20 protein-coding genes are annotated in these 22,880 nt (G+C 59.6%); 7 read left to right on the top strand and 13 right to left on the bottom strand.

Translation table 11 applies throughout. From position 1 onward, the window contains the following. The coding region (locus tag Q0650_RS02930) for a hypothetical protein (protein ID WP_298815749.1) at nt 1–598 on the top strand (598 nt) is incomplete at its 5' end. 169 nt (nt 599–767) lie between these two features. Here the strand turns inward: Q0650_RS02930 and Q0650_RS02925 are convergent. Continuing rightward, nucleotides 768–1,742 (bottom strand): type II CAAX prenyl endopeptidase Rce1 family protein, encoded by a 975-nt coding sequence (locus Q0650_RS02925; RefSeq protein WP_298815748.1) that lies wholly within the window; start codon nt 1,740–1,742, stop codon nt 768–770. A gap of 177 nt (nt 1,743–1,919) precedes the next feature. Further along, complete coding sequence (locus Q0650_RS02920; RefSeq protein ID WP_298815747.1) at nt 1,920–2,207, bottom strand: hypothetical protein; 288 nt, start codon at nt 2,205–2,207, stop codon at nt 1,920–1,922. Nucleotides 2,208–2,764: 557 nt separating this feature from the next. On the opposite strand from Q0650_RS02920, the gene Q0650_RS02915 reads away from it, so the two are divergent. Beyond that, nucleotides 2,765–3,757, top strand: a complete 993-nt coding sequence (locus Q0650_RS02915) for a peptidoglycan DD-metalloendopeptidase family protein (RefSeq protein WP_298815746.1) — start codon at nt 2,765–2,767, stop codon at nt 3,755–3,757. Nucleotides 3,758–3,787: 30 nt separating this feature from the next. Here Q0650_RS02915 and Q0650_RS02910 read toward each other — a convergent pair whose 3' ends face one another. Continuing rightward, on the bottom strand, nt 3,788–4,543 hold the full coding sequence (locus Q0650_RS02910; RefSeq protein WP_298815744.1) for an ABC transporter permease: 756 nt from the start codon (nt 4,541–4,543) through the stop codon (nt 3,788–3,790). Between the two features lie 30 nt (nt 4,544–4,573). Then, the gene (locus Q0650_RS02905; protein WP_298815743.1) at nt 4,574–5,521 is read right to left on the bottom strand and encodes an ATP-binding cassette domain-containing protein; all 948 of its coding nucleotides are present in this window, start codon (nt 5,519–5,521) and stop codon (nt 4,574–4,576) included. Between the two features lie 324 nt (nt 5,522–5,845). Here Q0650_RS02905 and Q0650_RS02900 point away from each other — a divergent pair, with 324 nt between their 5' ends. Further along, nucleotides 5,846–7,696: an APC family permease gene (locus Q0650_RS02900; RefSeq protein ID WP_298815741.1), complete on the top strand. Its 1,851-nt coding sequence runs from the start codon at nt 5,846–5,848 to the stop codon at nt 7,694–7,696. A gap of 274 nt (nt 7,697–7,970) precedes the next feature. Here the strand turns inward: Q0650_RS02900 and Q0650_RS02895 are convergent, their stop codons facing one another. The 7 genes from Q0650_RS02895 to Q0650_RS02865 all read right to left on the bottom strand — a co-directional run bounded on the left by Q0650_RS02895 (nt 7,971) and on the right by Q0650_RS02865 (nt 15,582). After that, the gene (locus tag Q0650_RS02895; protein ID WP_298815739.1) at nt 7,971–8,804 is read right to left on the bottom strand and encodes a PfkB family carbohydrate kinase; all 834 of its coding nucleotides are present in this window, start codon (nt 8,802–8,804) and stop codon (nt 7,971–7,973) included. A gap of 346 nt (nt 8,805–9,150) precedes the next feature. Next, on the bottom strand, nt 9,151–9,816 hold the full coding sequence (gene jag / locus Q0650_RS02890) for an RNA-binding cell elongation regulator Jag/EloR (RefSeq protein WP_298815738.1): 666 nt from the start codon (nt 9,814–9,816) through the stop codon (nt 9,151–9,153). 47 nt (nt 9,817–9,863) lie between these two features. Continuing rightward, nucleotides 9,864–10,808 carry a YidC/Oxa1 family membrane protein insertase gene (locus Q0650_RS02885; protein WP_298815736.1) on the bottom strand — a complete coding sequence of 315 codons (945 nt, stop codon included), beginning with the start codon at nt 10,806–10,808 and terminating at the stop codon, nt 9,864–9,866. Next, nucleotides 10,805–11,212 carry a ribonuclease P protein component gene (gene rnpA / locus Q0650_RS02880; protein ID WP_298815734.1) on the bottom strand — a complete coding sequence of 136 codons (408 nt, stop codon included), beginning with the start codon at nt 11,210–11,212 and terminating at the stop codon, nt 10,805–10,807. The genes Q0650_RS02885 and rnpA overlap by 4 nt, the downstream gene beginning before the upstream one ends. A 92-nt stretch (nt 11,213–11,304) precedes the next feature. After that, the gene (gene rpmH, locus Q0650_RS02875; RefSeq protein ID WP_012256029.1) at nt 11,305–11,478 is read right to left on the bottom strand and encodes a 50S ribosomal protein L34; all 174 of its coding nucleotides are present in this window, start codon (nt 11,476–11,478) and stop codon (nt 11,305–11,307) included. Between the two features lie 365 nt (nt 11,479–11,843). Further along, nucleotides 11,844–13,406 carry a S1 RNA-binding domain-containing protein gene (locus Q0650_RS02870; protein ID WP_298815730.1) on the bottom strand — a complete coding sequence of 521 codons (1,563 nt, stop codon included), beginning with the start codon at nt 13,404–13,406 and terminating at the stop codon, nt 11,844–11,846. A gap of 85 nt (nt 13,407–13,491) precedes the next feature. After that, a complete protein-coding gene (locus tag Q0650_RS02865; protein WP_298815728.1) occupies nt 13,492–15,582 on the bottom strand; it encodes a putative cobaltochelatase in 2,091 nt (696 codons plus the stop codon). Between the two features lie 348 nt (nt 15,583–15,930). On the opposite strand from Q0650_RS02865, the gene Q0650_RS02860 reads away from it, so the two are divergent. The 4 genes from Q0650_RS02860 (at nt 15,931) to Q0650_RS02845 (ending at nt 20,804) form a co-directional block, all read left to right on the top strand. Continuing rightward, the gene (locus tag Q0650_RS02860; protein ID WP_298815727.1) at nt 15,931–17,010 is read left to right on the top strand and encodes a rod shape-determining protein; all 1,080 of its coding nucleotides are present in this window, start codon (nt 15,931–15,933) and stop codon (nt 17,008–17,010) included. Between the two features lie 3 nt (nt 17,011–17,013). Further along, entirely contained in the window at nt 17,014–17,922 is a 909-nt protein-coding gene (gene mreC / locus Q0650_RS02855; RefSeq protein ID WP_298815725.1) for a rod shape-determining protein MreC, read from the top strand. Then, nucleotides 17,895–18,428, top strand: a complete 534-nt coding sequence (gene mreD, locus Q0650_RS02850; protein ID WP_298815723.1) for a rod shape-determining protein MreD — start codon at nt 17,895–17,897, stop codon at nt 18,426–18,428. Before mreC ends, mreD begins: the two co-directional genes overlap by 28 nt. A gap of 75 nt (nt 18,429–18,503) precedes the next feature. Beyond that, entirely contained in the window at nt 18,504–20,804 is a 2,301-nt protein-coding gene (locus tag Q0650_RS02845) for a penicillin-binding transpeptidase domain-containing protein (protein ID WP_298815721.1), read from the top strand. Nucleotides 20,805–21,047: 243 nt separating this feature from the next. Here the strand turns inward: Q0650_RS02845 and Q0650_RS02840 are convergent, their stop codons facing one another. Both Q0650_RS02840 and Q0650_RS02835 read right to left on the bottom strand, forming a co-directional pair. Continuing rightward, nucleotides 21,048–22,100, bottom strand: coding sequence for a cell wall metabolism sensor histidine kinase WalK (locus tag Q0650_RS02840; RefSeq protein ID WP_298815719.1), 1,053 nt, complete (start codon nt 22,098–22,100; stop codon nt 21,048–21,050). Nucleotides 22,101–22,134: 34 nt separating this feature from the next. Continuing rightward, nucleotides 22,135–22,821 (bottom strand): response regulator transcription factor, encoded by a 687-nt coding sequence (locus Q0650_RS02835; RefSeq protein WP_298815717.1) that lies wholly within the window; start codon nt 22,819–22,821, stop codon nt 22,135–22,137. Nucleotides 22,822–22,880 lie beyond the last annotated feature (59 nt).

Here is a 22,880-nt window from a genome sequence, read left to right as displayed (position 1 = left end):
GGCTATTGATCCTACCGCAGAGGTCGCGGAGGTCGCAGAGGGCCTATCGGCTATCAGCTATCGGCTATCGGCTATCGCCTATCAGCTATCGGCTATTCCTGGCAGATGGAGGGGCGAAGCAGCGCTTCGCCCCTACCCCCTCCCCGCTCACCGCTACCCTCACCGTGGGGCCTATCGGCAATCGCCTATCGGCAATCGCCTATCGCCTATCAGCTATCAGCTATCGGCTATCGCCTATCGGCTATTGATCCTACCGCAGAGGTCGCGGAGGTCGCAGAGGGCCTATCAGCTATCGGCTATCGGCTATCGGCTATCGCCTATCAGCTATCGGCTATCGCCTATCAGCTATCGGCTATTGATCCTACCGCAGAGGTCGCGGAGGTCGCAGAGGGCCTATCGGCTATCAGCTATCGGCTATCGGCTATCGCCTATCAGCTATCGGCTATTCCTGGCAGATGGAGGGGCGAAGCAGCGCTTCGCCCCTACCCCCTCCCCGCTCACCGCTACCCTCACCGTGGGGCCTATCGGCAATCGCCTATCGGCAATCGCCTATCGCCTATCAGCTATCGGCTATCGCCTATCAGCTATCGGCTATTGATCCTACCGCAGAGGTCGCGGAGGTCGCAGAGGGCCTATCAGCTATCAGCTATCGGCTATCGGCTATCGGCTATTCCTGGCAGATGGAGGGGCGAAGCAGCGCTTCGCCCCTACCCCCTCCCCGCCCATCGCTACCCTCACCGTGGGGCCTATCGGCAATCGCCTATCGCCTATCGCCTATCGCCTATCGCCACAGGCGCGCTGGTCAGCGCTTGCTTCGGCCAGAAGACAATAATAAGCATACTCAACACCAGCACGATGGTCGTCACCAGACCGCCTTCGGGGCCGAACGCGCCGCCGGTAAACCAGTCAGGGCCAGTTTCCATCAGATTGAAGATCGTGCCCGGGTTGCCAACTAAATCCTGATCCTGGCCGCTGACAGGCATGCCAAACAGATTGCCCTGCGTCCAGTTCCAGATCGAGTGGAAGGCGCAGATACCCCATAGCGACTCTTCGCGCAGCGCGTACATGGCGGCAAAAGCTCCGTACAGAATGAGATTAATCATACTCAGCGCAGTCAGATTGGGGTTGAGCGCGTGCATGATCCCGAAGAAGATCGACGAGATCAGAATGCCTACCCAGGGGCGGTAGCGCGCGCCGAGCGCCGGAAGCATCCAGCCGCGAGTCAAGATCTCTTCGGCGGCTCCCTGAATCAGCCAGCCGGGGAGGAAGACCAGGATGACGCCGCCGAGTGCTGCCAAACCTACCCGCGTTGGGTCGCTCGCTTCAACGCTGACGTAGCCGAACGGCGCCATCAACCCGATGGTGGTAGTGAAAGCAAGTAAGCCGATGATCAGGCCACGCGCATACTGGAATAGCGCATTCTTGCGCTCAAAACCTAGCGTTGCGAACGAGCGCCGCTCGTAGAAGCGCACCCACAGCCAGACCAGCAGAATGATCGCGCCAAACGAGATCGCCAGGTTTAACCCGAGAAAGAGGCCGGCCAGGAGCGGCGGTCGCGCGACGTAGGTATCGCTTCCGGGCAGGCCGAAGAGCGCAATCTCTACCACTGCAACAAGGAAAGCGAACAACCATGAGCCAAATATCATCACGATGCCGAGCGGCAGCACGCCCCACCATGGCGTGAGACGTTGACCCTGGCGGGCCAGATCATACAGTCGATTGCGAGTCATCCAGTCTAGCATTGTTGCCTCTCTTGCGATGTTGAAAGCGATTGGTATGGAGGATTGAAAGATGATGATAGAGATACTGGCCGCGCGAACAACCTCCTTTGACGGAACACGTCCAGACTTCACAGCTATCGCCTGTTCGGCGGAATGGATGCCGGCGCGCAAGGCGGCAGCGCAGCGCGTGACCTGCCGTTACGAGCGCCAGCGGCTGAGCGCCGCAGGCATGATTGCGAACCATGCCGGACTGCTGTGCCGATTGTATCCGTTCTGCTGCGCCATGCCGGGATGTGGGCGAGCGGTAAACGCTGCGCGCAGGCGACCAGCGATGTCTCGCTTCAAGGGCAACCTTGCGATTGGCGGAAAGCGATGCGCTCTGAAACAGGCGAGAGTAGCCACGCCAGAGCTAAAGAAGCGGGAAGCAATGCGCTGATTGCGCGGCAGGCGCAGGTCGCGACCGATGGCAAACCGTTGGTGAGGCATAGCGCAAGATAACACTTTTTAGATCGTTATCATATCTTCTATTGTTATCAGTAATGATAACAAATAACTACAGAAAAGTCAAGATGGTCTGAAAAAAGCGCGCGCTGCTCGTTATCAGCGTTCCCCAACGGGGAGCGGAAACGACAATCACCCCAGCGGCGCGCCATCCGCTCGCGCGCATGGCTCCCGCGGCAAGCGGGAACAACGCCTGAGCGGAGGGGGCGCGGCGCGCCGCGCTCTTACCCGATGTCACGCATTGATCTCCGCAGAGCATGTGCGGCAATCATCCCGACGGTTCGCTCCCCGCTCACGGGCGCGCATTGTCGGCGCAAAATGGCGGGCATTGTTCACGCTGAGCGTGACGGCGTGTCACGCTCGTCGTTGAAGCGGCAAGGACAGCGTAGACCGAGAGGAACAGGCGCGCTCGAGGCCGGCTACTGTTGTGCCGTATCCGTTTGTCGCGTCGCTGCCGCGAATTGTACTCATTCTGTCATCACTGGACGTTGCGCGGATATGGTACGCTCGTGGCAGTCGTGCCTTTAATATGGAGCACATCAATGCATCACCTCCGCCTGCTTCGTCGCGCTCGCGCATTGACCCTGATTGATCTGGCCTTGTTGAGCGGTATTCCGGCGCGTGTCATCGCCGAAGCTGAGTATGGCATGCGCCGTCTCAACCCTCACGAAGCTGAGGCTATCGCGTTCGTGTTGGGCCTGTCACCGGCAGCGCTGCTGCCCTCAAGGCCGCCACAATCACCGCTTCCACAACTTGAGGGAACACCGCTGGTGTTGGTGGCTGGTCTGGCGGCAACCCTGGCCCTGTCTCTGCCGATAGTTGACGTAATGTCTGACTGGCAACGGCACGGGCAGGCAGTCATCCTGCAACAGGCCGGCGCGTTGGCGCGCGCAGTCTTGCCGGAACCGACTCAATTGCCGGTTGCGCCAGCGGCCTTGCCGGAATCGCCGGTGATCGATTCGCCGATGCCGGCTCGCCTCGCGCTGACCCCGACACCCGATGCGTTAGCGCCGCTGATTGCCCCTGCGCCGCGCAACCCGTTACCGATGGCGCCGGCTCGCTTTTATCTCGACGAGGCCGGCCCGCATGGTTGTCCGGTGCAACCGGTCAGTGGGCAGGTCGTGATCACGCAAGGGTATGGCGTGGGAACCCATGCCCCGGCTCATATCTGGGGCGCGATCGATCTCGCGATTGATAGCGATGGTGATGGCGTAGCCGAGCCGGGTGCGAGCTGGTATGCGCCGGTTGTGGCGACTCACGATGGCGTGGTCAAAGTGACGATGAACAGTTATCCCGCCGGTCATCACATATGGGTGCTGGCGCCCGATCAGGTCTGGCGCACGGGCTATTCGCATCTGGCCATCGTGACGGTAAGCGACGGGCAGCGGGTGCGCGCCGGCGAGACGATTGGCTTGCTGGGTAGCACCGGCTTCGCCAGCGGGCCACATCTTGACTATCAGATCTGGCGGGGCGACGTGAACATCGATCCCACCAATCTGGTCGGTTGTCAGCCAGCGTCGGACAACGGTGGTTAGCCTGCGGCAGATGGCGCTACATTCGGCGAGTTACGCCCGCAGCGAACGCTGAAAGAGTTTAAGCGCAAACGCCATGCTTGCGACGGCAAAGCCACTGAGTACCAGCGCGCTAAGCCAGAGCGGCAGCGTTGCTTCGACGCCGAAGGCCAGCGCGCGCACCGCATCGATCAGGTAGGTAGCCGGATTGATCAACACGATCACCTTCATCCATGCCGGCAATACCTCGAGCGGATAGAGTGCATTTGACGCAAACAGCAGTGGCAGGTTGAACAGGAAGATCATGCCGTGGTAGCCGGCGATGCTGCGCGAAATAGCTGCGACCCCCAGGGCCAGCCCGCTGAAGCCAATGGCGAAGATTGCCAGCAGGATCAGCGCGCCGATCCAGCCCGATGGTTGAAAGGCCAGCCGCGCCCCCATCAGCAGCCCCACTAACAGCATCAGTGCGGCCTGAAAGAGCGCTTTGGTCGCGGTGCTGGCCGCGCTGCCCAACAAAATGCTGAGCCGCGGGATCGGCGCCGCCAGATACTCCTTCACAATCCCGCGCAGGCGTTCGTCTAACAACACCATGCCGCCGCCAACGGCGCCACCCAATGCGCTCAGAGCAATGATCCCCGGCAGAATGAAGGACATATAATCACTGCCGCCAACATCACTGATCATGCCGCGCATGCCGACGCCAAAGAGCAAAACCCACAACACCGATTGCAACGCCAGGCCGACCAGCTCTTCGGTCTGGTGGACGAACTTGCGCATATGGCGCGTCCAGATGACATAGGTAGCGTACATAGCAACATTCCTTGCGAGCACAGTCTAGTATCAATCGCGCAGGGCCGTGCCGGTGTAATGCAAAAAGACATCGCCGAGCGATGGTCGGGCCAGGGTCACATCTTCGATAGTAAAACCGTTGTTGCTGATCGTGTTCAGGATTGCCGGCAGGCGACGGCTCCCGTTGTCGGCATAGATCAGCGCCAGCCCATCAGCCGGATCGGTTTCAACCCGGCTCACCCCTTCCAGGGTAGCGGCAATTGCGGCCACGTGATCGAAGTTGCCCTGTCCGCGCACGCGGATCACGTCCGAACCCATCGCAGCGATCAATTCGGATGGTTGACCGGAGACGATCAGGCGACCGTGGTCGATAATGCCAACCAGATCGGCCAGCGCCTCCGCTTCATCCATGGCGTGGGTAGTGAGCAGGATCGTCATCCCGCGCTGGCGATTGAGATCGCGCACATAGTTCCAGATATTGACCCGATTTTGTGGATCGAGGCCCTGCGTTGGTTCGTCGAGCACGAGCACCTGCGGATCGGTCATCAGGCCGCGGGCCAGCTCGAGCCGCCGTTTCATCCCGCCAGAATAACTCTTCACCGGACGATCAATCGCGTCGGTCAATTGTGCCAGCTCAACCAGCTCGGCGATGCGCTGGCGACGCATTGCGGCGGGCAGGCGGTAGAGACGGCCATGAAAGTCGAGGGTTTCGCGTCCGGTCAGCAAAGGATCGAGCACCATTTCCTGAAAGGTTACCCCGATTCGGCGACGCACTTCGGCGGCATCGCGACTGACATCGAAACCGAGAATGCGCGCGCTGCCAGCAGTGGGTGGTAGCAGAGTGGTCAAAATGCTGAGCAGGGTCGTCTTGCCGGCGCCATTCGGGCCGAGCAGCGCGTAGATGCGACCCGCCGGCGCTTGCAGGTTGACGTGATCGAGCGCGGTTAGCGTTCCATAGCGCTTGACCAGATCAATAGTTTCGATTGCCGGTTCATTCATTATCGTGCCTTTGTGATGAAGTATGCAATCCTTTCAGAGCATAACGCGGTCACGTGATGGTGTCAAGCGTGTCTGTGCAATTTGTCACAGGCATTGACTTTCAATGATGGTAGTGCTATGATCGCTCGGCGAGCGTCAATGACGATGCGCAGGTTGATGTTTATCGACCATGCGTCCGACAGCCGACGGAACGCCGACTGCCGCGCGCAGATCGCGTTCCGTTTTTTTATGTAAGTTTGAAAAGCTACGCAAACCGGCCTGACTGTATCGACGATTATCGATTGCATAAGCTCTCTACTGCACATTAGCAAGGAACACATGGCTATGTTCGCCCAGATCAAGCGCATTCTGGTTGGCCGACCGATTGCAACCGAGCATCAACACCAGGAGCGGCTCAACAAGCGGACAGCGCTGGCTGTCTTCTCGTCAGACGCACTGTCATCGGTCTCATACGCGACCGAAGCCATTCTCACCATTCTCATTCTTGGCGGTAGCGCGGCGCTTGGTCTCTCGTTACCGATTGCGGCAGCGATCGCGCTGCTGCTCATGATTGTTGGCTTTTCCTACCGTCAGACGATCAAGGCCTATCCGCAGGGTGGCGGCGGTTATATTGTCACTCGCGACAATCTGGGCGATCTGCCAGGGTTGATCGCTGCTGGCGCCTTGTTGATCGACTATGTGTTGACGGTAGCAGTCAGCATCTCGGCTGGTGTAGCCGCGATTACCTCGCTGGCGACCAACTGGGGGATGCCGACCTTACGCGACCATGCGGTTGAGATTGCGCTGGTTTGTATTCTCATCGTCACCATCACCAATCTGCGTGGCGCCAAAGAGAGTGGTGTCATCTTTTCGATCCCGACCTATGCCTTCATCACCGGTATCTTGTCGATGATCGCTGTCGGCATTGGGCATGACATCATGTTTGGCGCCGAGCCGGTGACGCATTCAATCGATCCTGAGATCCCGCCAACCGGTGAAGCGCTCTCGCTGTGGCTGATATTGCGCGCATTTGCCGCCGGCTGCACTGCACTGACCGGTATCGAGGCGATCAGTGACGGCGTGCAGGCCTTCAAGCCACCGGAGGCGCGGAACGCTGCCATTACGCTGTCGTGGATGGTGACCCTCCTGGTGACGATGTTTCTCGGCATCACGTGGCTAGCGTACACCCATCAGGCGGTACCCAACGAGTTTACCCACGAAACAATCGTCTCTCAGCTTGCCCGCACGATTTTTGGGGTCGGGCCGATCTATGTCTTCATTCAGATCGCTACAGCGCTCATCCTGGTGCTGGCCGCCAATACTGCCTTTGCCGATTTTCCGCGGCTGGCTTCATTTCTGGCCCGCGATCGTTTTTTGCCCCGCCAGTTTGCCTCGCGCGGCGACCGGCTGGTCTTCTCAAACGGCATTCTTGTGCTGGGCGCGTTTTCGGCATTGCTAGTAGTCATCTTTCAGGCCAATGAAATTGCTATGCTGCCGCTCTATGCGGTTGGTGTGTTTACCTCTTTTACCCTCTCGCAATCGGGAATGGTGCGGCGTCATTTGCGCCTGAAGCAGACCGGATGGCACTACAGCGCGGTGATTAACGGGGTGGGCGCGACGCTCACCGGTATTGTGTTGGTGATCTTGATGGTCACCAAGTTTATTCACGGCGCCTGGATGGTGATTACCGCGATCCCGATTCTGGTTGTCATGTTCCGTGCCATCAATCTGCATTATCGGCGCGTAGCCGAGCAATTGTCGCTAAGCGGCGCGATCTTGCCACCCGAATTGCGCCGCCATACCGCGATTGTGTTGGTGAGCGGCATTCATCGCGGCGTGCTGCCGGCGCTCCAGTATGCCCGCTCGATTGCGCCCGATAACGTCACGGCGGTCTATGTTGATCTCGATCCCGACGCCACCGAGAAGCTGCGCAGTCGCTGGAAGAACTGGGGATGCGAGATCCCATTGGTGGTGCTCGAGTCGCCGTATCGTTCGCTAATCAATCCGATTGTGCGTTATATCGAAGAGGTTGAGACGCGCTATGGCGATGATGTGGTGACGGTCATTCTGCCTGAGTTTGTGCCAGCGCGCTGGTGGGAGCATTTGCTCCACAACCAGACCGGTTTGCTGATCAAGACGGCATTGCGCCTGCGGGGAACGGTTGTAACCAGTGTGCCGTACCGGTTAGAGCGCTGACACTTCGCTGGCTAAAATCTATGGAGTTGTGTGGGATCGCGTCTGCCGCGTCAGTATGGGGTGGAAGGAGAGGGGGCTACCGCTACGGGCAGACGGCACCCGGCTGAATGTGTGGGTCGCCGCGTCAGTATGGGGTGGAAGGAGAGGGGGCTACCGCTACGGGCAGACGGCGCCCGGCTCGCCGATGTGAGAGATCGCTGCGCCGTTGATCGGGTGTCGCTAGTCGCAGATGGAATCCAACCGTTCTACGGCGTATCCGGTCGGCGACCTCCATCTACCCTTGGGTCGCGCCATTTGCAGCCATCCGTTGCGCAATCTGCGCCCGGTTGGGCAAAGCGGCGTCGCCGGTTGCTTCAACAACGCAAGCCGCTGCTGCGGCAGCAAAACGGGCAGCGGCAAACGGATCGCCAACCTCCCAGAGGCGGATCAAAAACGCCGCAGTGAAGACATCGCCAGCGCCGGTTGGATCGGATTCGCGCGCCGGGTAAGCGGTAATATGATGCGGTTTCCCGTTGAGAAACATCGTTGCGCCGCGAGCGCCGTGGGTCACGATGCCAATCGGCGCCATCCGCGCATAGCGAGCGGCCAATTCTTCATCGCCATCAACATCTTCGTTGCTCAGCGTGAGCACGTGCAGGCGAGCCAGTTCAGACGGATCCGGTTGCCAGCGTCGTGGTCGGATCGGCGCCGGCAGCGAGGCTTCCCATGTCCGTAACCATCCCTGCGCAGTTGCGCCGATCAGCGCACCGGGGAAGGCGGCAGCCAGAGTTGGCGCGCATTCGTGCAATACCGGCCCGATCAGTACAATGGGTGCGGTGCGCCAGCGCGGCGGCACGGCCTCGGCAGGGATGGCGGGGGCAACGGCGTGCAGCCACTGGCGACGACCAGCAGCGGTATAGCGGTTTTCAAAGGTCGAACTCACCGTGGTTGGGATCGTTTCCCAGGCCACTCCTGGCGGCGCTGCCTCGGCGCTGGCAGTCAACACTGCCGCGCGCAGGCCCAGTCGTTGCGCCAGCAGCGCAGCGAAGCGGGCAGTGCCGCCGGGCGCGGTTGTGCTATCTGACAACAGATCGCGGGTAACGTGGCCGATAGCAACAAAATCAATCATGGTGCGTAGCGTCGTACAAACATTTCAGGCAATAGTTGGCCTGTCAGGAGTGGCGCGCTTCTGATCAAGCCAGTATCGCCAGACCAGTCATCATTGCCGTTCCCGGAAATCGCCGGTATTCTCTCTACATGCTGCCACAGACCGGGCCGGTAGCGCAGCCGGATGGCGGGCAAGACAGGCCGAGAGATCAGGCTTCTACGCCAGAGCTATTCTGGCAAGTGGCGGGCGCCGCTTACGGCTACCGGCATGCAATTCCTGTGGGCAGATGGCAAAAGTAACTACCACGAGTGCGGCAGATCATCTGCCGCACTCTACACCACGACCGGCGCCCGACAAAGCTGTTCAACTACGGCTTGGCAGGATAAATCACAATCTTGCGATTCTCGCCTTCGCCAGAACTTTCGGTATAAATCGTTTTATCGTCGCGCAACGCCAGATGGACGATGCGTCGCTCGTAAGCAGCCATCGGCTCTAGCATAATGGGCCGACCGGTCTGGCGCACCCGTTCGGCCATGCGGCGAGCGAGGCTTTCCAGCGATTCCTGGCGACGCTGGCGGTAATTGCCAACATCGACCACCACTTGCGGCCAGACCTGCACCCGGCGGCTCACCAGCAGATTAAGCAAAAATTGCAGCGAGCGCAGCGTTTCGCCGCGGCGCCCGATCAAGAGACCCATTGCTTCTTCATCGGCGCCTTCGACGTGCAACGTAATCGTGGCTTCAGTGTCGCCTTGCGGGCCGGGAACGCGCGAAATCACGGCGGTCACATAAGCCTGGATATCCATTCGTTCGAGCAGATCTTCCAGAATACGCTGGGCGATCTCACTCACCTTCTCAACGGAAGGTCGTTCTTCATCATCTTCCACGACGGTGACGCGCACCAGGGCTTCATCACCATTCTCACCGGGATCGAGAACTTCAATCGCCACCTCGTCGCGATCGCGACCCAATTGGGCCAGTGCCAGTTCGACGGCTTCGGCGACGGTGCGCGCGCTGATTTCGATGCGCTTCATAAACACCTCTCGGTCACGCTGACCGTCTCTCAACTCCTGTAGACCTGCTAGCGGCGACGGCGCGGGTTAGGTTGCTGGCGGGGCGCGCGTTGCTCTTCACTGGCCGATTCGCTCGATTCAACCGGCGCTTCAGTCAACGGTCGCAGCACCGACCAGAAATCGACTTTGGGCATCTCTGGCTGCGTCTCAGCAGGCTGACCGGCGGCTGCCGGGGCAAGGGTCAGGCTGGGAACAGGGCGATTGTCGGGCGGCAGGAAGCGCAGGTAGTTGGCCAGCGATCCCCAGCCTGAGGTGAAATATTGTTGAATGACGCCGATAACGCTGCTGATCACCCAGTAGAGCACCGCGCCAGTGGGGAAGGTAAAGGCAATATAGCCGAAGACGAAGGGCATGATCAGCATTGCCTGTGTAAACGCCTTTTGTTGTGGATCCTGCACTCGTGGCGTTGCCATCAACTGCTGCATCAATTGCAACACAATCGAGAGCACCGGCAAAATGAGATAGGCAAAGCCGGCAAATCCGTTGGGGCCAAACGCTGGCACGCCAAGATCCATGCCAAAGAAGGGCGCAGCCAGAATCTGGGCCAGCCGTTCATCTTTAAGCATTTCGGCGGCAGCGGCGCTCAGGTTGACGCGCTGTTCCGGCACCATCAGATGATAGACAGCCTGATAGACGCCGAAGAAGATCGGCAATTGCAAGAGCAAGGGCAGACAGCCGCCAACTGGATTAATCTTATGCTCGCGGTAAACGCGCAGAGTCTCTTCTTGCAAGCGTTGCGGATCTTTCCCGTATTTGCGCTGGATCTCTTTCAGGATCGGCTGCACCTCTTGCATGCGACGGCTCGAGCGCAGTGAGCTGAGGGTCAGTGGGAGGATAAAGAGGCGGGCAGCAATGGTAAAGAGGACAATCCCCAACGCCATGTTGCCAGTCAATGATGAGAAGAAGAGCAGCAGTTGTTCAAGTAGACCAACAAATGCCGACCAGATATTCATTGTGATCCCCGTTCGTCAAGTGGATATAAACTTTGTGAGGCTGGAGCGATTGATGTTTGCTCCGGTGCCGGCAGGAGACCGGCTTGTTGTAATAGCGCGACAATATCGGCTTGCAACTGGCTGAACGGCGCATCAATCACTTCTGGCGACCGGATGACGAACACCAGATCGTAGCCGGTGGCAAGGGAAGGAATGAGCAAGCGCACTGCCTCGCGGACACGTCGGCGGGCGCGATTGCGTTGCACAGCGCCACCGATCCGCCGTCCGACGATAAACCCACAGCGGACAAGGTTGCGCCGCCCGGCGGCGACGGTCAGCGCCAACCATGGCGACAGCAGCGCGCGCCCTTCGGCGCGAACGCGGCGAAACTGATTGGGCCGGCGAAGCCGATTTGCGCGTCGCATGGATGTAAAACAAACGGGCTATCGACCGTTGATGGCGCGTTGGCCAGCCGCGCAGAGCGACTTTGTTGGCGATAACCCGTTCCATTTACGCTTTAGCGATGCCCGCGGCGCACTGCTCGCCGCTCATCACTGACGGTCAACTTCCAGCGCCCCTTCAGGCGCCGGCGGCGCAGCACTTCGCGCCCATCTTTGGTGGCCATTCGCGCGCGGAAACCGTGCTTGCGGCGGCGCGGAATGCGTTTCGGTTGCCAGGTTCGTTTAGGCATTGTATGTACTCCTCAAAGATTGTCTATTTGTTAATAAAAACTGCTGTCATTATACTCGTCGCGCCGGATTGATGTCAAACCGCTGCGGCGTGACTGGTCGATGCGGCATGCCAGACACGCGCGCCAATTGCCTGCACCTGCGCGCCACCAATGCGCTTGCGCGCGCCAGCGCGACTCTGGTCATTAAAAACGGGCAACGCCGTATCTGGCGTGACAGGCTATCTGCGCCGATGAACGTTGACAAATAGCATAGCGCAGCCTGCCTTTGGGTGCCATTGCGTCACATCGCAGCTACGATGATCGAGTAACGAGCGCTTGCCTGCCGGCAATCGCGCCGGCAGGCAGCCCATCCTGCCAGAGCGCTATTATTCGTCGTAACCGATTTGCTGAAGCGTGCGCCGAATCGCATCACGCTGGCGGCGATTCGCCGGACGCTCTAGCTCGTCGTCGTCATCGTCATCGCGGCGGCGACGGTCGCGGTCGCGGTCGCGGTCGCGGCGGTTACTCGACCCACCGAATTTCGTCAGCAGATCTTCAAGGGTTGCGTTCCCCTCGAACGTCTCATCGTCATCTTCGCCGACCACATAGGTTTCTGCTGCTGCGTTTGCCGCGCGCCGCTCACGGCGATCACGACGTTCGCTGCGTTCGCTGCGCTCGCCGCGTTCGCTGCGCTCGCCGCGTTCGCTGCGTTCGCCGCGCTCGCTGCGCTCACGCGCTGCCTGAGCAGCGGCAGCGTAGCGATCAAAGTTACGGCGACTATCGCGGGCCGGCGCCTCAGATTCGACCGTTTCAGTCGCTGCGGGGGTGTCGGCTGCGGTTGACGGCTGCTCTTCTTCGAGGCGCATCGTCAAACTGATCCGCTTGCTCTGCTGATCAACGCCGAGCACTTTAACGGTCACCTTATCGCCAACCTTGACCACATCCTCAACCTTGGCTACTCGATGCGGCGCGAGCGCGGAGATATGCACAAGACCATCGCGACCGACACCAATATCGACAAACGCGCCAAAGGGGGCCATACCGCTGACCGTGCCCTCGACAATCTGGCCTGGTTCAAGCTGCTGCATGCGCTGCGAGCGCAGGGCGCGGCGCAGACTCAAGCTGATGCGCGCAGCCTCGCCGTCGATCTCGAGCACCTTAAACTGGTAGCGTTCGCCAACCTTGACGGCATCTTCCGGCTTTTCAACCCGACCTTCGGCCAGCTCGCTGACGTGGATCAACCCATCTTTGCCGACCCCAATGTCGGCGAACGCGCCAAAAGGCGCGAAGCCGGTAATCACGCCTTCGACCACATCGCCAACGCGCAGGCTTACCAGCTTCTCGCGGTCAATCTCCTGGCGGCGTGGTTGTGGTGGTTGCGGCTGGCGCTGGCGTCGCGGCGCCTCGACCTGAGCCGGATTGCGCATTGTCAGACTGATCCGGCGGGCATTGCTATCGACGCTCTTGACCCACACCTTGACGGTATCACCGATCTGCACCACTTCCGAAGGCGTTTCGATCCGACGGTCGCTCATCTCTGAGATATGAACCAGACCATCGCGCCCAACGCCGATGTCAACAAACACTCCATACAGCGCGATCGATGTTACTTTGCCTTCGAGTTCCATGCCGGGCTGCAAATCCTTCAGCCGGCGCGGCTTTTGCGGCTGATCGCTCACCGGGGTGAAGCTAGCGCCGGTTGCCGCGCTCTCGTCGGCGCCGGTTGCCGCGCCATCGTCCGCCGTGGTAGAGGCCGCGGCTGCCGGCGCGTCAACCTCCCCTGCGGCGACGGGCTGATCCGCCTCCTGTTCAGGGGTAGGCGTCACCGCCTCTGCCGACTGTTGTGATGCGGCGACGGCAGTTTCAGCCGCCGGAGCATGTGCTGCTGCAAGAGGCGTGTCAGGCAGCTCGCCCGCAGCGACCTCATCCCTACGTACCTGATCCGTCATTGCCTACCTTCCTCCTCGCGTAAAAGGTTAACCAAATATGTTTGCGGCGCCCGCTCTCCGGTTGTCGAGCGCACACTGACCCGCGTCATACGCGCATTTGCTGTCGCACAGCCCGGACAAGGCCATCATCATGCAGATCTTCCAATCGGTAATAGACTCCGCGCAGATGTTCGGCCAATCGTCGTGACAAACCGCGTTCGAAGCTCGGATGCTCGGTATCGATCACAATTGCATGAATCTGGTGCGCAGCGATCATCTCGGCAATCCGATACGCTTCCTGTTGCGGTGGCAGGTCAGAAATTGCAACATTGGCCTGCCCATCAGTTAATAGTACCATCAACGGTACCACTTCAGCATCGCGTCGGCGAGCCCGTTCCAGCAGCTCGAAAGCGGTGAGCAGGCCGCGTGACAGCGGCGTTTTGCCGCCGGTGGGCATCGATTGCAACCGGCGCTGGGCCAGCTCGACGCTGTTGGTCAGCGGTAGCAGGATGCGCGCATAGTCGCGCTGGAAGCTGATCAGGCCGACCTGGTCGCGGCGCTGATACGCATCACGCAACAACGAGAGCACAGCGGCTTTCGTGGCCTGCATCCGTTCTTCGGCGGCCATACTCCAGCTCGCATCAACCACGAAGCAGACGGCATTGCGAGTGCGGCGGACGCGCACCTTCTGGCGCAAATCAGATCGTTTAATAAGGATCTTCGGGTGACGGCGGTGCGGTATCCCAATGGTATGCCGCAGCTCGATACGTCGTTTGCGCTGATAGATAGCCGCTGCGCGTAAGGTTGCGTCAAGCGCCAGATCGGTGACGCGCTCGGCGCGGCGACTGGTGATATAGCGACCCTGTTTGCGTTTTGTTCGCGTGCGCGACCGGCGTCCGGGGGCGCGACGTTGGGCGCGATCTGGCGTCGCTTCAAGGCGACGCGGCTTGAAGATCTCATTCGCCTTATACTCGGCGCCGCCGGTCTGACGCTCGTCGGTAGGGGTTGCCGTTTCTGGCATGCCGGCGCCGCCAACCGGAACGGTTGTGCTGCCACCACCGCTCTCGTTGCCGCCCTCATCGTTATTATTGCCGACATCATTTAAGTCAAGGTTTTTTTTTACCTCAGCCTGAGCGCTGATCTCCTCGGCCCGTTTGCCATATTGATCGAGGATACTGGCCATCCGTTGCTCATCAAGTTTGACCTCGCCAAAGGGCTGGCGCCGCATTCGATGGGGAAGCGCCAGCTCAGCGGCCAGGCGAATATCTTCGGCTGCCAGTGTCCGCCGACCGCTCCAGGCGGCATGAGTGCGCGCCGTTTCCAGGATCGTTAGATCGGCCCGATGGCCATCAACGCTCATCTCGATACAGAGGCTGGCGACCACCGCCATATCGGTGCGGTCGATACGTACCTGCGGCAAGAGGGCGCGAGCGGCAGCGATCCGTTGCGCCAGCGACTCTTCGGCTTCATGCCATTGTCGGATGAAGCTGGCGGGATCGGCCTCGTAAGCCATCCGGCGCTCAATGACGGCCACCCGATCATTGACATCGGTCAACCCGACAACCTCCACTGCCAGCCCGAATCGATCGAGGAGTTGGGGCCGAAGCTCGCCCTCTTCGGGATTCATGGTGCCGACGAGGATAAACCGGGCCGGATGGGAAACGCTGACCCCTTCCCGTTCGACGGTGTTAACACCCATCGCCGCCGCATCGAGCAACAGATCGACCAGATGGTCATCGAGGAGATTGACCTCATCGACGTAGAGCACGCCACGGTTGACCTGCGCCAGCAAACCAGGCTCAAACCGGCGCTGACCTTCGGTAATTGCGTGTTCGAGGTCAAGCGAACCAACCACCCGATCTTCCGATGCGGAGACCGGCAATTCGACCAGCCGGGTTGGTCGCACCATCGTCGGCAAGAGGCCTTGGGCAAGCCGGGCCTGGCAATCGGCACACAGCGTTGCGGGCGCGTCAGGATCGCAACTGTAGGGGCAATCGACCACGACCTTGATCGATGGCAGCAGGCGCGTCAGCGCGCGCACCGCAGTTGACTTGGCTGTGCCCTTCTCGCCGCGTATCAAGACCCCGCCGATGCGCGGGTTGATAGCATTGAGAATCAGGGCGCGCTTGAGCCGCTCTTGGCCGACAATGGCGGAAAATGGATAAACCGGTCGTTGTGGAAGGTTTACGATGTTCACGACAACAAAAATCTTCTAGCTCAGCGTGAGCCAGAAGCCATAGCAGCAATGCCGCGCAGTATTGAAAAGCAGCATTTTCATCATCCGACGGGCGAACTTGACCTACGGCAATGCTCACAGCGAACACATCTGCCTGCAACGAAGCAGCATAGCAATTGTGTCATAAAGCTGCCGAAAAGTCAAATGACGCGGCGCAGTCTGCTACCGCGCAGGCCTTTTCCCATCGCTTCTGACCGGTATGCTATAATATAGCGATTCAATCCGGGCAACCGGAACCAGACCCCTGTGCTGGTCGAGCTGGTAGTGACAGCAATGGGCTGTCGATGCGGTGATACACGGAGTGTGCTTGTGGGTTTCAACCCCTTCAATACAATTTTTGGCGCATTTAGTCGCGATCTGGGGATTGATTTAGGCACTGCCAACACGCTGGTGCATGTGCGTGGCAAAGGGATTGTGATAAGTGAGCCTTCGGTGGTCGCGATCGATACCCGCACGAAGAAGGTGCATGCGGTCGGGGCCGAGGCCAAGGCGATGGTGGGCAAGACACCGGCCAACATCGTGGCAGTGCGACCGCTCAAAGACGGTGTGATCGCCGATTTTGATGTGGTTGAGCAGATGCTGGCCTACTTTATCAAGAAAGCCCATGCTTACGGCGCGCTGCCGCTGGTTGATCCGCGTCCGCGGGTTGTGGTTGGCGTGCCTTCGGGTGTGACCGAAGTTGAGAAGCGCGCTGCGCGCGAGGCGGCGTTGAATGCCAAAGCGCGCGAAGCTTACGTCGTTGAAGAGCCAATGGCGGCGGCCATCGGGGCCGGCTTGCCGGTCGAAGAGCCGATCGGGTCGATGATCGTCGATATTGGTGGCGGTACAACCGAGATCGCCGTGATTGCGCTGGGCGGCATTGTAATCAATCATTCGATTCGGATCGCCGGAGACGAGATTGACGAAGCAATCATTCAATTTGCTCGTCGTGAGTATAATCTCTTGATCGGCGAAAGAATGGCTGAAAAGGCAAAAATTGCGGCAGGGTCAGCCTATCCGCTTGATGAAGAGATTAGAGTGGTGCTGCGCGGGCGCGATCTGCTGACCGGTTTGCCGAAGGCGATTGAAGTTAGCTCGGTCGAATTGCGTGAGGGGATCGCCGGCCCGGTCAACGCGATTGTGGCTGAAGTGCGAGCTGCGCTGGAAGAGACGCCCCCGGAATTGGTAGCCGATATTATGGAACACGGGATTATGCTGGCCGGCGGCGGCTCGTTACTCCATGGCCTTGACAAGCGGATTGCCGCTGAGACAAAGATGCCGGTGCATATCGCGCAAGATCCGCTTTCGTGTGTGGCGCGCGGCGCCGGCAAGATGGTGGAAAATTTCGATAACAGCGTTTATCAAGACATCTTGATGCGCACCCAGGCCACTCGACGGGTGCGGAGATAACGCATGCGCGATTTTCTTGATGATCGTCCACTCAAATTACGGCGCGAACGACCCGGCGATCGTGGTTACTGGCGGGTCATACTGCTGGCGATAGGATTGGTTCTGGCTGGATCGCTCTTGATCGTCCTTGATCGCCAGGGTGTTATCACCCCGGCGCGGCTTTCCGCGCGCGAAGCCTTGCAGCCCCTTATGGGCTGGTTGATGGCGCGCCGGATTGAGCTTGAGACGTGGTGGGCCACGCCGCGCGACGTGGTGGCGATGCAGAATCGGATTGCCGAGCTGGAAGCAGAAAATGCCCGTCTGACCGGCGAAGTGCTGCGCCTCGAGCAGGCGCGAGTTGAGAATATCTTTCTGCGTCAGCAGTTGTCAATCACCCGCTCTTACCCCTGGAAGGTACTGGGCGCAGAAGTGATGGCGCGCGCGCCTGAAGCAGCGCGACGGGTATTAACCATTGCCCGCGGCACAGAAGATGGGGTGCAGGTGGGGATGGCTGTGATCGGTCAACAGCCGGGTGGTCCGCCGGCTCTCGTCGGGGTTGTTGAAACGGTTGGCGCGCGCACAGCCGATGTCTTGATGATCACCGATATTAGCAGTCAGCTTAGCGTGCGGTTGTTGCAGCCCGACGGCGCTCCACTTGGCTTGATGCAGGGGCAGTGGCAGCGTGGCTCGCGGTTGCGGGTTGAATTGATCGACCGTAACGCGGCGCTACGGGTTGGCGATCACGTGGTCACTGCCGGCCTCAGCGGCACCCTTAACCTCCCGCTCGATCTGGCGGCGATGCCGGCGGCAGTTCCGATCGGTTCGATAGAAACGGTGCAACAAGAAGGGCAACGTCAGATTGGCGAGATTCGGCCATTTGTCGATCCAGATCAGGTGCGCTACGTGTGGGTGATTCTCAGCCAAGACGAATAGAAGAACGGCTGGCGCGCGAGCTGGGGTTGGCGCTGATCTTGCTGGCGCTGGCGCTCGTGCAGGTGACGTTGCTGACCGGGCCGAGTGGTTTTAGTGTGCCGTTGTTGCTGGTGCTGGCGCTGGTGCGCGCGCTGGTTGGCGCAGGTACGTCAGAGCCGGTGCGTGGCCTGATGCGAGGGTTGTGGTGGGCCTTTTACGGTGGGCTGGCACTTGATCTGTTGAGCGCGTTGCCGCTTGGCAGTCATGCGGTTGCCCAACTCTTGGCGGTAGCGGTTGTGGGTCTGGTGGCGCGACGGTTTGCCGTCGAACGCCCGCTGGTGCCGTTGCTGGCAGTGGCCGCTGGCACAGTCATCTATGAGGTGACGCTCTATCTGATCGTTTTGCCGGTTGACAGCGATTGGCAGGCATATGCGCTGGTTGTTGTATTGCCCTCGTTGTTGCTGGCACTCATTCCCACCCTGCCGGTCGTAGCGATTGTGCATTGGCTTACCCGGACGAACCGGTAACCAGACGATCCGGCGCGGTTTGGCAGGCTGCTTGACCGGTTTGCGGCTTACCATCAGAAAGGTTGACCTCCTGCTATGGCGAGATTAATAGCGTTGCGAATTGCGCTTTTGCTTGCGGTCGTGGCGCTGGTAGCGCGCCTGGCGCAGTTGCAACTGGCGCAGACCGATACCCAACGGTTTGGCGCCGATATTGAAGTGACCACGCGCCGCTATCTCACCAATCAGCCGCGACGGGGCGAGATCTTCGATGCGCGTGGTTTGCTGCTGGCCGAAAGTGTGCCGATCTACAATCTGGCAGTGGTGCCCGGTCAATTGCCATCGGCCAGTAGCGCGCCAGAGCAGCGCCTGATGACGCTGGCCCGGCTGGCGCAAATTGCTGAATTACCGTCAACACTGATTGTTGATCCGGCCAGCGCGATTGTAACCAATCCCGGTTTGCGCGCTGCATTGACCGACCTGGGGCCGTTGCCAGAGCCGATGCCGGCAGATGTCTTAACGCTAACTATTGCGCCAGCCGAGACCTTGCGCGCGTTGACGGTTGCACAGGCCTATCGCGAGGTGGTAACGCTGGTGAATCCGGTAGAACGACTCTTGCAGGAGGTGAATGCGCGCAATTATCAGCCGGTTGTGATCAAAGAGGATATTGCTCCGGAACTGGCCCTGGCCTTGCGCGAAAATGCCAACTATCTGCCTGGCGCGCGCGTGATCGAAGGGTTTCGCCGTCGTTATCCGCTGAGCGGCGAAATCCCTTCCCTTTCGCATCTGTTAGGCTATGTTGGGCGGATCAACTCGTGTGAACTGGTGGCAGTCAATCCGGCCAGTTCATGGCTGCGTGGTTTTATTGATATTGTTGCCAATGCGCCAACTTGTGGCCTGATCACGAAGCAGATCGATCCCACCAGTGTTGGCCTGCCGCCGTATTTGCCCAGCGATCAGATCGGGAAGGATGGTTTAGAGGGCGCTTACGAGACCATCTTGCGCGGTCAGATGGGAATTGACTCGCTGCTCGTCGATGCCTTGCAACGACCGGTCAGCAATGTGACGACGTTGCGTGCCGTAACCAATGGGCACAATTTGATATTGACCATCGATGCCCGGTTTCAGGCTGAAGTCGAGCGCATTCTGCAACGCTGGATCAATGTGGGTGAAGAGCGGCGACGGACTGCCCGCGAGGCCTATAAACGCGAGTATGAGCCGATTGTAGCTGGGGTAGCGGTGGCGCTCGATCCGCGTGATGGACGAGTGCTGGCGATGGTCAGTTTGCCCGATTACGACAACAATGTGTGGGTCGATCCGGCGCGGGCCAATGAATTACGCGACTTATTGGCGCCACCGAGCGCCGAAGCGCAGCGCGAGTTGCAGCGCCTCGCCCCCTTTACCAATCGGGCAATTGCCGGTCTGTATCCGCCCGGTTCGACGCTGAAGCAGTTTGTCGGGGCGGTGGCGTTACAGCAAAATATTATTACTGCTGATACGAGATTGCGCGATCCCGGTTTGCTGCGCCTGATCGAGCGGAGTGGCGCCGAGTTTATCCTGCCCAATTCGGTGCGCAACCGTGACAATGGCCTGATCGACGTTCGCGATGCCTTGCGCCTCTCGTCAAACGTCTTTTTTGCCAGTCTGGCCGGTGGTAACGATCAGGCAACCAATCTCGATCAGCGCACGCTGCGGATAACCGGCCTCGGTATCGATCAAATGGTCGAAGGTCTGTCGTGGTTCAACTTTGGCCGAACAACGGGGATCGATCTGGTAGGTGAGGCCAATGGTCGGGTGCCGACGCGAGCCTGGAAGGCGCAGGTCTTGCGTGAAGCGTGGACGACGGGCGATACCTACAATACCGCCATTGGGCAAGGGTATCTTGAGGTTACGCCGTTGCAACTGGCCGTGGCGGCTAGCGCGATCGCTACCGATGGCACGCTCTATCGCCCGCATCTCGTTGATCGAATTGTTGACGAGAATGGTCAGCTCGTGCAGCAGATCCTCCCAGAACCGCTCGGTCGCGCGCCGATCGATCCACAACATCTGGCTGTGATTCGCCAGGGTTTGCTGTCTTCGATTACCGACGGTCTCGGTGTGGCGGCGCGCGAGGCTTGTTCGGGATTGCGAATCGCCGGCAAGACCGGCACCGCCGAGTTTGGGCCGCTGCTGACGAACGCTGATGGCCGTTTGGTGCGCCAGAGCCACGCCTGGTTTGTGGGTTTTGCGCCGTATGACAATCCCCAGATTGTGGTGGTGGTGCTGGTTGAGGGTGTGGGCGATTTGAACGACGGTTCTTCAACAATCGCAGTGCCGGCGGTCACGCAGATCATGCAAGCCTATTTCGGGGTCACACCGCCAGAAAATCCACCGGCATTTTGTCCAGTGTTGCCAGGGTAGTTGCAGCGGGTTTGTCACATCTCTGCCTGGCAACGGTATGCGCTGGCGCTACAGGGCGTCAATGGCGCTTTTCAGCACGTCACCTCACCAGCGATAGATTGGATATGTCACGCGCTCAAGCTGTGCATGCCAACGTTATAACCGGGCGCCGAGGGGCATTGGTGGTCTTGAGCAGGGGGCGCCTTGCGTTCACCGGTTACCGGCGTCTGGTAACGATCTGGGCAGGGGTTGCGCCTGTCACGCCTATCCTCTTGGCAACGTCAACGTAAATGTGCTGCCCTTACCGACGCCGGCGCTGGCCGCGCTAATATCGCCACCCATTGCCCAGGCCAGATGGCGCGCAATGGTGAGACCGATACCGCTGCCGCCGCTGGTGCGGGCGCGCGACGGATCGGCGCGATAAAATCGCTCAAAGATATAGGGGAGATGTTCAGGGGCGATACCGATGCCGGTATCTTCCACCTTTACCTGCACCTGTTCGTCAACCATAGCCGAGCGGATGATAATGCAGCCGCCTTCGGGAGTATAGCGCACCGCATTGCCGAGCAGATTGAGCAGAATCTGGGCAACGCGGTCGGGATCGGCGCGGGTGAGCAGTGGTTGTTCGGCGCTTTCGCAGATCACCTGCAAGCAACCGTCAAGTACTTGTGGCTGGATCTGAGCAATAACCCGGCGAATCACTTCGTTGATGTCGAAGGTTGTGAAGGTAAGGGTAATCTGACCGGCCTCAACCCGCGAGAGAGTTTGTAAATCGTCAACCAGCCGGCGCAGACGGCGTACCTCTTGCTTCATCTCGAGAAAGGTATCAGTTTCAGCCGGCATGACACCATCAATCAACCCTTCAAGATAGCCTTCGATACCGGCCAGCGGTGTGCGCAACTCGTGGGCAACATTGCCGATCATGGTGATCCGGTGTTGTTCGATCTGTTCGAGCGCAGCGGCCATTTGATTAAAACTTTCGGCAACAACCCGTAATTCATCGCTGGCCGGCACGGCCACGCGCTCATCGTACCGTCCGGCAGCGATCCGCTGACTGCTATACGCAAGGCTGCGCAGTGAGCGCAGAATGGCTTGCACGAGCAAAATGCTGGTGGTAAGGCCGGCAATAGTGGCAGCCACGGCGGCGAGTGCGAGCGCCTGTATTACGGTAGCCTGGACAGCAATGAATTGATCGGGCGGAACTGTCCGTTCGAGCAAGGCGCTGGCAGCGAAGCTGAGTGTGACCACGCCAACAATGACGACCAGCATCTGCGCGCCGATGATTTGCCAGCGAAGTTGTCGCCAAAAGCGGATCATGGTGTTGTATCCATCAACGAAGGTACGGGACGCCTTACAGCGGGGTGTCAACGAATCGATACCCCACACCGCGAGCAGTGCGAATGAGATTTTCGCCCGTGAGCGCTTCTATTTTGCGGCGCACCTGGCTGACGTAGACATCGACCACGCGGTCAGTGCCGTAAAAGTCGGCGCCCCACACCTTCTCGATCAAGTCTTCACGGCTGAGCACGCGGTTATGGTTGCGGGCGAGGGCGAGAAGCAAATCGAACTCGGTTGGCGTCAGTTCAAGGAGCTGGCCGGCAGCGCGCGCTTCACGCGCATCGGGATCGATCTCGAGGTGCGTGAAGCGCATCAGTGAACTTTTGACCGGTTTACCGCGTTTCCGGCGCAAGATAGCCTCAACCCGAGCCACCAGTTCACGTGGGCTAAATGGTTTGGTCAGGTAATCATCGGCGCCGACGCGCAACCCGGCCACTCGATCCATTTCATCGCTACGCGCAGTGAGCATGAGAATGTAGACATCAGACCGTTCGCGCAGGCGGGCAGCGATCTCCATCCCATCCATACCGGGCAGCATCAAGTCGAGCACGATCAGGTCGGGCTGCTCTTCAAGCGCCATTTGCAGGCCTTCGGGGCCGGTAGTTGCGCACAAAACGCGATACCCGGCATGTTCGAGGTACGCTTTGGCGACATTGCGAATGCTGGCTTCGTCATCAACGACGAGAATGGTCGGTTGCATAATACTCCTCACCGGTGGTGTAGGGATGCGCCAAGACCCTGACTTGAGTGACACCGGCG

Origin of the sequence: uncultured Chloroflexus sp. (assembly GCF_937129525.1) — a bacterium.
In the GTDB taxonomy this organism is placed as follows: domain Bacteria; phylum Chloroflexota; class Chloroflexia; order Chloroflexales; family Chloroflexaceae; genus Chloroflexus.
This window is presented reverse-complemented; position numbering and strand designations above follow the sequence as displayed.

Excerpts from the sequence above, each read along its gene's own strand:
- Q0650_RS02920 (WP_298815747.1), bottom strand. The coding sequence starts at position 2,207 with ATGCCTCACCAACGGTTTGCCATCGGTCGCGACCTGCGCCTGCCGCGC.
- Q0650_RS02910 (WP_298815744.1), bottom strand. The coding sequence starts at position 4,543 with ATGTACGCTACCTATGTCATCTGGACGCGCCATATGCGCAAGTTCGTC.
- Q0650_RS02895 (WP_298815739.1), bottom strand. The coding sequence starts at position 8,804 with ATGATTGATTTTGTTGCTATCGGCCACGTTACCCGCGATCTGTTGTCA.
- rpmH (WP_012256029.1), bottom strand. The coding sequence starts at position 11,478 with ATGCCTAAACGAACCTGGCAACCGAAACGCATTCCGCGCCGCCGCAAG.
- Q0650_RS02925 (WP_298815748.1), bottom strand. The coding sequence starts at position 1,742 with ATGCTAGACTGGATGACTCGCAATCGACTGTATGATCTGGCCCGCCAG.
- Q0650_RS02905 (WP_298815743.1), bottom strand. The coding sequence starts at position 5,521 with ATGAATGAACCGGCAATCGAAACTATTGATCTGGTCAAGCGCTATGGA.
- mreC (WP_298815725.1), top strand. The coding sequence starts at position 17,014 with ATGCGCGATTTTCTTGATGATCGTCCACTCAAATTACGGCGCGAACGA.
- Q0650_RS02840 (WP_298815719.1), bottom strand. The coding sequence starts at position 22,100 with ATGATCCGCTTTTGGCGACAACTTCGCTGGCAAATCATCGGCGCGCAG.
- Q0650_RS02835 (WP_298815717.1), bottom strand. The coding sequence starts at position 22,821 with ATGCAACCGACCATTCTCGTCGTTGATGACGAAGCCAGCATTCGCAAT.
- rnpA (WP_298815734.1), bottom strand. The coding sequence starts at position 11,212 with ATGCGACGCGCAAATCGGCTTCGCCGGCCCAATCAGTTTCGCCGCGTT.
- Q0650_RS02845 (WP_298815721.1), top strand. The coding sequence starts at position 18,504 with ATGGCGAGATTAATAGCGTTGCGAATTGCGCTTTTGCTTGCGGTCGTG.
- Q0650_RS02885 (WP_298815736.1), bottom strand. The coding sequence starts at position 10,808 with ATGAATATCTGGTCGGCATTTGTTGGTCTACTTGAACAACTGCTGCTC.
- Q0650_RS02900 (WP_298815741.1), top strand. The coding sequence starts at position 5,846 with ATGTTCGCCCAGATCAAGCGCATTCTGGTTGGCCGACCGATTGCAACC.
- Q0650_RS02870 (WP_298815730.1), bottom strand. The coding sequence starts at position 13,406 with ATGACGGATCAGGTACGTAGGGATGAGGTCGCTGCGGGCGAGCTGCCT.
- Q0650_RS02915 (WP_298815746.1), top strand. The coding sequence starts at position 2,765 with ATGCATCACCTCCGCCTGCTTCGTCGCGCTCGCGCATTGACCCTGATT.
- jag (WP_298815738.1), bottom strand. The coding sequence starts at position 9,816 with ATGAAGCGCATCGAAATCAGCGCGCGCACCGTCGCCGAAGCCGTCGAA.